The organism is Parageobacillus thermantarcticus (assembly GCF_900111865.1).
Lineage (GTDB): Bacteria > Bacillota > Bacilli > Bacillales > Anoxybacillaceae > Parageobacillus > Parageobacillus thermantarcticus.
This window is the reverse complement of record NZ_FOJS01000010.1, coordinates 40,247-51,221: the sequence shown is the minus strand read 5'-3', so window position 1 is coordinate 51,221 and position 10,975 is coordinate 40,247. Positions and strand designations below refer to the sequence as shown.

Here is a 10,975-nt window from a genome sequence, read left to right as displayed (position 1 = left end):
AATCCTTAGTTTCAATTCCTCATAGGTAAGATAAAAACCCCAACAAACGCTAATATATCAAGGTTGGAGAATAATGGATATATAAAGTATACGCCAGTTTGAAAATTGCGTCAATATCAAAAAAGTGCTGATGGCTGTAGGAGAAAACGGGAAAATAAACATGTCGTCGATCCCCTGGGGTTTGTGCGCTATTAGGGATCGACGACAAAAGTATATGCCGCTATTCAATGAATTCGAACATGCCGAAACCTTGGGAATTTTTCGAACCGATACCGACGTCATACATAAATTTCACGTAAGGGAGTGGTGCTTGAATTTCATATATACCATTCCATGCGTTAATGCGGAATCCTTTGAACACGGTAATCACCTTATCCCTTTTCGTTACGTTGATTGGTCTTATTGCCACCTTCTTTGTCGGTGCTTGCTGAAAATATGCTTGAAATTTGTTATAAAAATTTTTTTCTATCAAATTAGAAAATACAACGTCAAATGGCGAAAAGAAATGCGTCCGCTTTTCTCCATATTGATTTTCGTAAGTGCTGTAAACCGTAAGCGGAGATAGCATTCGAATTTGATAAGAACGTTTTTCAGGAATTTCTAATCGTTTCACAGCAGTTTCTTCAATATGAATCGGCTGTCCATTTAACATAAATTGTTCTTGTAATAAATAATTTTGCGCTAAATTAACAATCAGCGAATCTAATACAGAAGAAATGTACCATGTTACTTGATCAAAAAATTCAATTTTTTTCTCGTAACGATAGATACGGTATGTTCCATACAAACGGCTAAAGGTAAACATCTTAAACCGCCGCTTTTCTTTCGTATATCCAACATCATGCAAAAAACGCGCCAGTTCAAAATCTTGAATCGAGCGGTATAAAAATCCTTGCAATACTTCTTCATAATTGATCGGCAGAAGAAGTGTACCGTTTTTCGGTCTGAACTGAATGGTCATCCTCATATATTGTGCTCTCCTAACTTTGTTTCTATTTAAAATGAACTTATAAGAAGTCATTGCTTTTGGCTCGATCTTTGGGACGTTCGACGATAATTTAAAATGAACTTATGAGAAGTTAACAGATGGCAGGTTGTTGCGGCATTTCCCTCGCGATCAACATTTAAAATTAACTACACCCTTCACGATGTTGACTCTGAAACCGCCCATCCGTGTATTAGGTGATTTCCAGTTCTATTCTTATAATACCTAAACATATCGAAAATTTACTTTTTCAATACTCACCACAAGATTAATATCCCAACCAAATATGTGATCACAAAATCGCGCATCTGACGATTGATTCTTTTATGCCTACCTACAAAATGTTATCTTCCCCGCCTTTGCGCAGTCCCATTTCTTCTCGCTTTGAATATTTTTGCGTGCGGAAAGTATAGAAAACAACAGAATCCACATCCGGATCCATAATACTGGCCAGTTCCATTTTCAATTTAACATAGTTTGCTTCAGAAATTTCCCCTTCAAACACCGAGTTTTGCACCCAGTATAAATATTTTCTGGCGATCTTTAACGCTTTCGCGACACGCTTTTTCTCAAAATCATAGACTAGGATCACAAACATAGCGACCACCTACCATAACGAGCGATATGGCTCATATTCTTTTTCGCCGAGAAGATGTTTTTGAATTTTATAAAGTTCAAGGCGTATGAGACGGCGGTAGGAAACGGACTTGCCAAGATGCCGGTGGTTTACTGTTGTTTTCATGCGCTTGTCCAATTCCCCGATAAATTTTTTCCGCCCCTCTTCTGATAGCAAAATCCCTTCCATATGTTTGTCAAAATCTTTTTTCGTAATCATCTTTTTATTTACAAGAGTAAAAATGAGACGATCGACCATAATTGGCTTAAATATTTCCGCAACATCCAAGTTCAACGAAAAACGCCGAAAATTCGTCGCATGCAAAAATCCGATGCGCGGGTCTAAATATGTTTTGTAAATTTCGCTTAAAACCATCGTATAGCAAATCTGGTTCCCAAAACTAATCATCGCATTTAGACGATTGAGCGGTGGCCGCTTCGAACGCTTCTCAAATAAAAAGTCTGGGTTATGGTTTAAAATGTCATCAAACATGCTGTAATATTTCTCGCGTACATGTCCTTCTGTCGACATCATTTCCTCGACGCTTGTCCATTGGTCCAGTTTCGCTCGGCTTGATTGGAAATCCAAAATCATTTCCTTAAACTTATCGTTATTGGTCTTTACACGATTTTGATAATATTTCAGCACTTGTATCATTTGCCCGATCGCACCTTCGACGAACTTCCTTGCTAAAGCAAGGCGTTTTTTCGGATCTAAATACGCTTCTGCCTGTTTTAAAATGACGTGCCCTGCGTTTAAATGCTCGCGCGGATAAAACGTACCCGTATAATAGCCATAATGATTGAAATAGTGAATACAAATATGTTTTTGCGCCATAAGTTCCAAAAACTTCTTCGTGACATTTACTTCGCCGAAAATGTAAATATCATTGACATCTTCAACAGGCAGTACCCTTTTTCGTTCTGCTGTCTCAAAACAAATGCTGTTGTCTTGGCGGACCAGCTCACCGCTTTGAAAAATATAGAGCGTTTTTTTCATGGTTATTCCTCCGCAAAGCAATATTCACGATAGGCGCAGCTTCGGCAAAACCCGTTTTTTTTCGGCTCTGGCGGGACAGGCATACGGGCAATGCGGCGGATGTCAGCAATCGCCTCTTCCAATACCCGTTTTCCTTCTTCTGTCCATTCCACTTTCGTTACTTTCTTTTCCTTTGGAAACAAAAGTTCCCCTTTGGCCTCAATTCCCATTTTCCGCAATGTATCAAGATAGTACAACAATTGATAATAAGCGCTTTTTTCGTATGTTGACGATTTCTTCACTTCGCCGACAACAAGCGTATCCCCTTCGCGACGAATCCGGTCCACTTTAATATTGCCGATAAGCATCTCTTTTTTCTGGCGCTGATAGCTTGTTTCCGAAATAAAACGTCCTATTTCGAGATTGTCATCCTCTTGGTCGGCGGCAATTTGATGGGCAATCAGCCAAACCTCACGCTTGCAGATGAAGTAGTACCAAATATGCGTTCCATTGACATCCATTACATAATCCATGCATCCACCATCTCGCTTGTGCGAATAAGTCCATATTCGCTGTTGTAATATTGGTTTAATATATCGTTGGATAAATGAATCATTCGCGTTTTTTCGTATAAATCCCTGCCCAAATTCTTTACAAGTTTGATCGGGGCGGAAATGACATATTGGCGCAGGTCTTTTTTCAAGCGCAAATAGTTCTCGAACCGAGTTTCGAAATCTTTTTCTTCGACCACTTTCTCAATATATTGCTGCCAAATGTCCATCGCGTGATCATCTACTTCGACAAATACATCCACCGCCTGATGCGCGTCTTCAATCAGCCGAAATTCGGATATATATTTCGGGTCGTTTTTGCTTCTCTGCTTATCTTTTGCATCAAATTTTAACTCCTCCATTGCTTTTATAATTCCATCGGAGGCCGTAAATGCTTTATTACTCTGTACACTCGTAAAATATTGAGTGATGATTTCAAAAAACTGATGCTCGGACACCGCTGTTTTCGGCAGTACTTCTTTCGCTATCTTTGTATGAACAGTCCCATATACATACTGTGACTCTAACTTTCCATCTCTTTCAATTGGTGTTATATACACCTTACCGAGTTCATGTAATTTTCCGTTGCGATTGCAGCGCCCCGCTGCTTGGACAATGGAATCAATTGGTCCTAGGTCACGATACACCACATCAAAATCAACATCGACTCCTGCTTCGACAACTTGTGTTGAAATAACAACGACTTTCTTCTTCTCTTTTAAAAGCTGCTGTCTGATTCGTTCAATGCGGCGTTTCCGCTCACAAGGCACAATGTTCGTTGAAAGGTAGATGACAGCATATCCGCGTTCTTTTAGCCATTCTTTGATTCCTTCATAAATTTCAATCGATGTTTTAATCGTGTTGAAAATTGCCAAATAAGTTCTTCCATCTTCAAAATGGTTTTGAAACAGTTCAATCCATTCTGCGGGGCTGTATGCGCCTTTATCCCCTCCTAGCCAATGAAGTTCGACTCGTTCCATTTCTTTAAAAAAGTCCATTGGCTTCACCAATTCTGACTCTAAAAGTTCCACCGTTTCCCCTTCCGGAAAAATAAGCGGTTGCGTCGCCGTTAACAGCAAAATTTTGCAGGAAAATAATTTTGCCATTTTGTACAAGACCGAACGCAACAATGGCCAATACTCCATCGGCACGTTTTGAATTTCGTCGAGAATGATAATGCTTCCGGCAATTTGATGAAATTTTTTTAACGCGCGGTTTTCATAGCCAATCAACGTATGAAACAATTGCACAAACGTCGTGACAATGAGCTCGGCCTCCCAGCTCTCCGTCAGCAACAGCGCTTGCCGCAAAGGCAATTCTTCGTTTTCCGTCCTGTACTGAAAAGCAGATAAATGATGGTGTTTCACTAAATACCGTTGTTCATTTGCGTGAAAATCATCCAACTGGCTTAACAAATCACGGATCACTTTTTCGTTTTGATCGATGACACTTGTAAACGGCAAAGCGTAAATAATTTTTGGCGAATAGCCATACTTCCTTTCCGCTTGTGCGCGCCATTTTAATGCAACAGAAAGAGACAGCAGCGTTTTTCCCGCTCCAGTCGGCGCCGTTAGTGTGAACAACCGCTGTTCTGGTTTTGTTTTAAAAAGTTCCTCTATTCGTTCCATTACTACGTTGTACATCCGATTGCGCCATCCGTTCGTCCCTTCTGTCGCTTTCACATCAAAATTCGCTTCGCGGTACTGGTCGACAAGATGTGCTGGAATGTGAATGCGCGGTTTTCGTTCGATGTTTGCCGCCGATAATTTGTCGGCATCAATAAGCACGGAATATAACAACAACGCATAATAGTAAAGCTCCCTCGTCAATTCCGGTTTTCTTCGTTTACTAATCAAGTAATATTGGCGATACACCTCATCAAATGCTTTTTCATAGTCTTGAAGAAAGTGATAAAGTTCATCAGAAAGTGACAACGGGATAGAAAGCTCGTTCCATAAAGAAGATAAATCGCTAATAATCGAAGAAGCATGTTGCTTTATATCTGTTATTTGATGCTTTAAAGTTTTGACTCGGTAATATAGTGAATCTTGTACGGTATTTTCCGCAATATGGCTCGATTTTGTTACATCCAAAGAAATATCGCGCAAATTCCCATGATGATGCATAACGACGAAATAGCCTAATAACGGGGCAAATTCAGACCACGACGCATTTAAGTTCGCTGGATGGCGCAAAAGATGGGCTGCAAATACGGCGGAAATAAAAGAGTGATGATGCAAGTCGCCATTTGTCTCTCCAGTCCGTAAATAATCCTGAAAGTATGATAAATATTTGCCGAAATCGTGCGCCACCGCAATGATTTTACTAATATACTCGAGCATATCCCGGTTTTCGTCAGACAGTGGCACATGCTGAAGCATATCTCGCGAATATTCATACACTTCCTTTAAATGCACTGTTAATTTCTTGTCTGGATTATTATGAGACAAATACATACTGCTTCACCCCCTAAAAAAAGCAGCGGTAAAACCGCCGCTGCCTACATCCATAAAATGTTTTCTTTTGCTTCACCATAAGCAACGGCTATATATGGTACAGCCGGAACAGCGATTAATTGCCGCGATTGCTCAAACAAGTAATAGTCTGTTTCTTGAATCATTCGCTCAATCGTAAACTGGCGTGTCATGAATTCCTTTAAAAAGCGAGTATCGCTCGTAAATTGAATAGATCGCTCGCGCAAATCAGAGATTCGCACAACAGAATGAATCGACACCAAATCATTACTTTCTTTTAACATTCCCTCTGCTTCGGCGACCCATTGCAACTGCCCGAGCAATTCAGAAAGCCCTAAATACGGCGGATAAACGTATCGATTCGATTGAATTCGCTGTTTCACATTTTCATAAACAGAGCGGTCGGAGTGGGAAAAATAAATGCGATACCGCAAATTGGCTTCTTCTCCTCCGGGAAACACAAATTCAAGCGGAATTTGCGTATGTCCTCCGCTATTGTTTAAATGGGCTTTTGATTTTACAAGCATATAGTTAACCGTTTGCATCACTTTGCGAATCGGCGTGCGCACAGATATCGCAATTTGGCATTGGTCCGGTGAAAATACTTCATAATAACTGTCGCGCTCCATTCCTAAAATGCCAGCGATCATTCCAACAATCGTCGTTCTCGGGGGAAAAGCATATGATAAGGAAGAGGAGTTCGTATCGATTTTCCGGAAATGCCCCATCTTCCCAATAAGGTCAAAAATAAGCATCTTCATAAACGTCACCCTTTTTACAATACAGGAACGAGTTTATCCGCCAGCTCGGATGGAAGAAGATCTGCCAATAAACCTTTTTGTCCTTCATAATTCAGCACTAAATTAGAATCTTGCCAGTAATGGATGCGGGCAATTTCACCGTTTACTTCCAGCAATTTATTTACAAGTGCATCAACATGCAAACTTACTTCGGAAATGCTGCGCAGTCCTTCTGTTTCTTCTAAACGAACTAAATCTCGCAAATCGCCGGCAATGAATTCAGGAGAGTGATATTCGACACGCATATACAAACGCGGATACTGCCCGACTTTGCTGCGGGTTGCGCTCAATGGAATCGCTTTAACAACCGCCTGATCAAACAAGCGAACATCTTCTTCCGTCAATCTCGTATGTGCCGCACGGTGACCGCTTATAACGCCATGAAACGCTAAAAATGAATAATATACGCGATAGTCTTTACCGATGTTGCCTCCCTCATTTTTATCATCGGAACCGAAATGCGATGTAATGCTTGCCGATTCAACAAGCGTTACTTTATTTAACGAATACCCCCAGTTAAACTGAATCGGACCGGTAAACGTCATGGAGCTTCCTTTATCTTCCGATTTAATCGGCATCGTCGCACCGAACATGCGAACATCGATAAACTGATCGAGCATCCAGTTTTGTTCCTCTTTGGATAATTTATTAAGATTCACTTTTCCATTATATTTTTTCTCAAATAAACGCTTAATGCGTTCTGTCGCATTCACTGTTTCTCCGTCAACTTTACCTACAAAAATTTCATTTCCGAGCTGTTCCAAATAATCACGAATGTATCGTTTTAAACGAACATCGCTCACTAAGTTTAACGAGCGTTCATAATCCATGCGCGGGCGGTTTTCTTCGTCAATATCGCCGTTTGGATTTGTCAACTTCGCATCGTAAAGAAATAAAATATCGCTATTATTCATTTTCATTCCCCCCATATAATGTTTTTTTAAAAATTTTACAGTTTATTTAGAAGGAAGAGTTCCCCTTATTATAATTTTTCATGATACTCCTTAAGCACAAATTTTGGGGAATCTCTTCTTCCTTTCCATTCGTCATGGTTTATTCTTCATTGTCAAAATCAGGATTATCCTTTTTGCTGCCGTTTAAAATCCGTTTTGTGCCATATGCATAGCCTGACAACAAATAAAAAACGCTTTCACGATCGGATAAATTCCATTTTTCCTGCAACGCCGAATCAAAGAGACGTTTATGTTCCGCATAAACAGCTTCATTTTGCAAAGAAGCGATTTTTAGTTGTCTCAGCTTGTCAAATACTTCGTTTGAAAGCAACACCAACTTTTGCCTATTCATGCCATGATAATTAATCTTTGATAAAATCGGCTTGTTTGCCGTTTTGCCGCTCCGGGCTTGTCCAAGCGCTTCTGCACGTTCTTTTGTTCGCCGAACTTGTTCAGCGCCAATTTTCGCAATTAAATAGCCAAGCAAAAATAAAGAACTTTGCGCGACATTATAATTCATTGTCTCCATATACTCGACCATATCGGCATCAAGCAAATCATACGTAACCTTTGCCATCTCCCTTTCCTCCCTGATTAAGTTAAGGTTTTGCAACAGTTTTAAGAATAGTTGCGCTTGCACCATCGCATTCACTAATTGAAAATCATTTTGAAAATCATTGTATTCTTTCTTGGCGCTACGATATTGATAAAGGCTATAGTGAGCATACATATGCACTTTGGCAAGCTGTACAAACTGCGTGATTAGCCATTGATATGAAAGCGGTTTATTTGTCAAAAGCGACTCGTATACTTGCAAAATTTTGCGTTTTTCAAAGTTTTCCCCGCGCTGAACGCGCATCGGAATTAAGTAGTAGATCGGTTCCAAGCCGAGATTGAATGTTTCGTTGCCAAAAAATCGTTGTCCGATTTCCCCTGCTTTCCTCATTTCTAAACTTAGTCTACGCAAATGAGTAAGTGGAACATCGGATAACAACTTATTCACCTTTAAAGCAGACTGCGCTTTTGTGTAAAAAAGAAAATGCAACGAAATATGGTTGTCCATTTGATTATCGAATTCTTTGTAATCTTCAATTTCCCGATGCAAATCTTCCGCTGTTTCAACCGTTTTGACAGTGCGGACAAACTGGTGGATGCGCTCGCTAATATCGTGAAGCGGAACATTTTCAAACGGCACGTCGTATAGAAAGTCTGGGATGATATAACAAGGAAGGCCGCTAAAACGAGTATTGAAGTTGCGGAGAACGTATGCTTCTCCGGCCATAATGGCTTGATAGGCTTCTTTGCTGATGGATAAGTTTTTGACAAACGATTTTTTCTCGAGGTCGCTCGCAAAGCTGATTTTGTCGTTAATATAATAATTGAACTTCAATTTTGTTGTTTCTCCAGTAACTAAATCGCGTTTGTTTGTAAGAGCGCATACTCCCATTTTCGCATCCTCAAACACGCTTAGCTTTTCAGCAATGACTAACCGTTCATACTCCGGCTGAGCCACGACAAGTTTTCCATCAATGGCGAGGGAATACAAAAGGACATCTTTTATATTGACATTCGCTTCTTTTTCAATAAAAGCTTGAAATTGTTTTGCTACTTCCTTAACAGCTTTTTTCGCATCTGTTTCTGTCAGCTCACCGTCGACATATGACGGATTGAAAACATAACGGTATCGTTCATCCGATTTTTTTGCCGCACCTAGATCCAGAAAAAAAACATCGCGTGCTTCCTTAAGGAGGGAATAGTAGGAATCTTCCTGATCCCAGCGTTCTAGGAGATTTGGAATTGTTTGACTAAGCAAATATTCGACATTGCTCACCGTTCCATACCATTGTGGACTCGCGGCTCCATCCGCCGTACCAATCCATAACAACTCCAAAGATGTTGACTCACCTATTTCTTTCGGTGTTAGCCTTACTCTTTTCTCTGCAATAGAAAAATCAATAATAATCACATATTTAACTGCATCATCTGACCTTGCGATCGGCAAGGTGATCGCTTGAATCACAGATGGGTTTTCCTCTGTTAAATATTTATTGCCAAGAGTGTAGATTGTTTTAATCACCGCTTGCACCTCCTTTACAAAAGGAAAAAGCATAAGTTGTCCAACTTTGCTGCAATCGTAAAAACTCCACATCCACAGATTCAATTTCACTTTTGGGTAAATAGATGAAAAGAACCGCAAAATCATCGATTTAGTTCTTGCTCTAATATTCGCCACATATTTAAATTCATTTTATCAAAATTAACTGATATTTCAATATTTTACACATAATTAACACTTTGTTCAAAAATACAACTTTTGTCATCACATTATCTTCTAAAAAGCTAACGCTTCTTGTTACGCAATATTTCTTCACCATACCATTCCCCTTTTGTCATCGTTGTGATGATTTCTAAACATTTTCGCACCTCCCTTTCCAAAAATGCCAATTTTATAATAACATTATTAATTAATTTAATTCAATAAAAAACAAAAAATTTTTAATTTTTTTACTTAATCCTCAATAGGTAAGATAATAATCACATTATTAATGTTTCAATTCTTTAATAAGTAAGATATGTTCCGATAATCCATATTAAACATTATAAAAGATACATGCAAAATTGGACAAGCAGAATGCGTTTCCTGATTAACATGTTTCGACCATAGGTAGAATAAAAATTCACATTGATGGTAATATCGCGTTCGTGTCCCGATGGGTTCAATCCCTCATAGGTAAGATAAAAACATATTTTTCGCCAATGACATCGATGTCGATCATCGGCGTTTCAATCCCTCATAGGTAAGATGAAAACATATTGTCCCGGCGCTAAATCTTTTGCAAAGTGTTGTTTCAATTCCTCATAGGTAAGATAAAAACTTTAGACAGACGCTGGCGCTTAGCTTCGAATCTCTCCAGTTTCAATTCCTCATAGGTAAGATAAAAACGGAGGTTCCGGTGATAATGGAATTGGTGGAGATTCTGAGTTTCAATTCCTCATAGGTAAGATAAAAACATGATAGCATTTCTAATATGAAAAGGATTTGTTGTGTAGTTTCAATTCCTCATAGGTAAGATAAAAACGTGTCTTTTTATTTTTTGAAAAAATCGCAAAAAATTTGTTTCAATTCCTCATAGGTAAGATAAAAACAGAAGAAGAGGGCTTCGTGTCGATTCTACCTGCCGAGTTTCAATTCCTCATAGGTAAGATAAAAACGCAAAACAAAAGTTCACGCCAAAGAAATACCGTCAAGTTTCAATTCCTCATAGGTAAGATAAAAACCGCAATCCGATCCCAAAAGAGGATTTATTCGCAAAGATGTTTCAATTCCTCATAGGTAAGATAAAAACGTCATGGCATCGGCTTTCGCTCCGCGTACATCGCGCCGGTTTCAATTCCTCATAGGTAAGATAAAAACGGATCAAGCTGGACGTTGACCACTTTTTTCAATCCTTGTTTCAATTCCTCATAGGTAAGATAAAAACTCCTTATGGAGGGCGGCAAAAACTCCTCTTAAAATGTTTCAATTCCTCATAGGTAAGATAAAAACTTTTGTAGAAAGGTATTCCTCGCAGTCTTTCCAGTCTTTGTTTCAATTCCTCATAGGTAAGATAAAAACTG

At 39.3% G+C, this 10,975-nt stretch carries 8 protein-coding genes and 1 CRISPR repeat array (1 of these 9 only partly in view); all 8 genes read right to left on the bottom strand.

Annotation, left to right across the window (positions count from 1 at the left end; all coding sequences use genetic code 11):
• Positions 1-220: 220 nt before the first annotated feature.
• Positions 221-967, bottom strand: a complete 747-nt coding sequence (gene cas6, locus BM278_RS07490; RefSeq protein ID WP_090948736.1) for a CRISPR-associated endoribonuclease Cas6 — start codon at positions 965-967, stop codon at positions 221-223.
• Between the two features lie 352 nt (positions 968-1,319).
• Positions 1,320-1,583 (bottom strand): CRISPR-associated endonuclease Cas2, encoded by a 264-nt coding sequence (gene cas2 / locus BM278_RS07485; RefSeq protein WP_090948735.1) that lies wholly within the window; start codon positions 1,581-1,583, stop codon positions 1,320-1,322.
• A 9-nt stretch (positions 1,584-1,592) separates the two neighbouring features.
• Positions 1,593-2,600: a type I-B CRISPR-associated endonuclease Cas1b gene (cas1b, locus tag BM278_RS07480; RefSeq protein WP_090948734.1), complete on the bottom strand. Its 1,008-nt coding sequence runs from the start codon at positions 2,598-2,600 to the stop codon at positions 1,593-1,595.
• Between the two features lie 2 nt (positions 2,601-2,602).
• Complete coding sequence (gene cas4, locus BM278_RS07475) at positions 2,603-3,112, bottom strand: CRISPR-associated protein Cas4 (protein ID WP_244151117.1); 510 nt, start codon at positions 3,110-3,112, stop codon at positions 2,603-2,605.
• A complete protein-coding gene (locus BM278_RS07470) occupies positions 3,100-5,586 on the bottom strand; it encodes a CRISPR-associated helicase/endonuclease Cas3 (protein ID WP_090948733.1) in 2,487 nt (828 codons plus the stop codon). Before BM278_RS07470 ends, cas4 begins: the two co-directional genes overlap by 13 nt.
• A gap of 44 nt (positions 5,587-5,630) precedes the next feature.
• Positions 5,631-6,365 carry a type I-B CRISPR-associated protein Cas5b gene (gene cas5b / locus BM278_RS07465; RefSeq protein WP_090948732.1) on the bottom strand — a complete coding sequence of 245 codons (735 nt, stop codon included), beginning with the start codon at positions 6,363-6,365 and terminating at the stop codon, positions 5,631-5,633.
• A 14-nt stretch (positions 6,366-6,379) separates the two neighbouring features.
• The gene (gene cas7b, locus BM278_RS07460; RefSeq protein ID WP_090948731.1) at positions 6,380-7,318 is read right to left on the bottom strand and encodes a type I-B CRISPR-associated protein Cas7/Csh2; all 939 of its coding nucleotides are present in this window, start codon (positions 7,316-7,318) and stop codon (positions 6,380-6,382) included.
• A 139-nt stretch (positions 7,319-7,457) separates the two neighbouring features.
• The gene (locus tag BM278_RS07455; protein WP_090948730.1) at positions 7,458-9,434 is read right to left on the bottom strand and encodes a TIGR02556 family CRISPR-associated protein; all 1,977 of its coding nucleotides are present in this window, start codon (positions 9,432-9,434) and stop codon (positions 7,458-7,460) included.
• A 637-nt stretch (positions 9,435-10,071) separates the two neighbouring features.
• Positions 10,072-10,975: direct repeats of the CRISPR family, unit length 30 nt; unit sequence GTTTCAATTCCTCATAGGTAAGATAAAAAC (it continues 404 nt past the right edge of the window).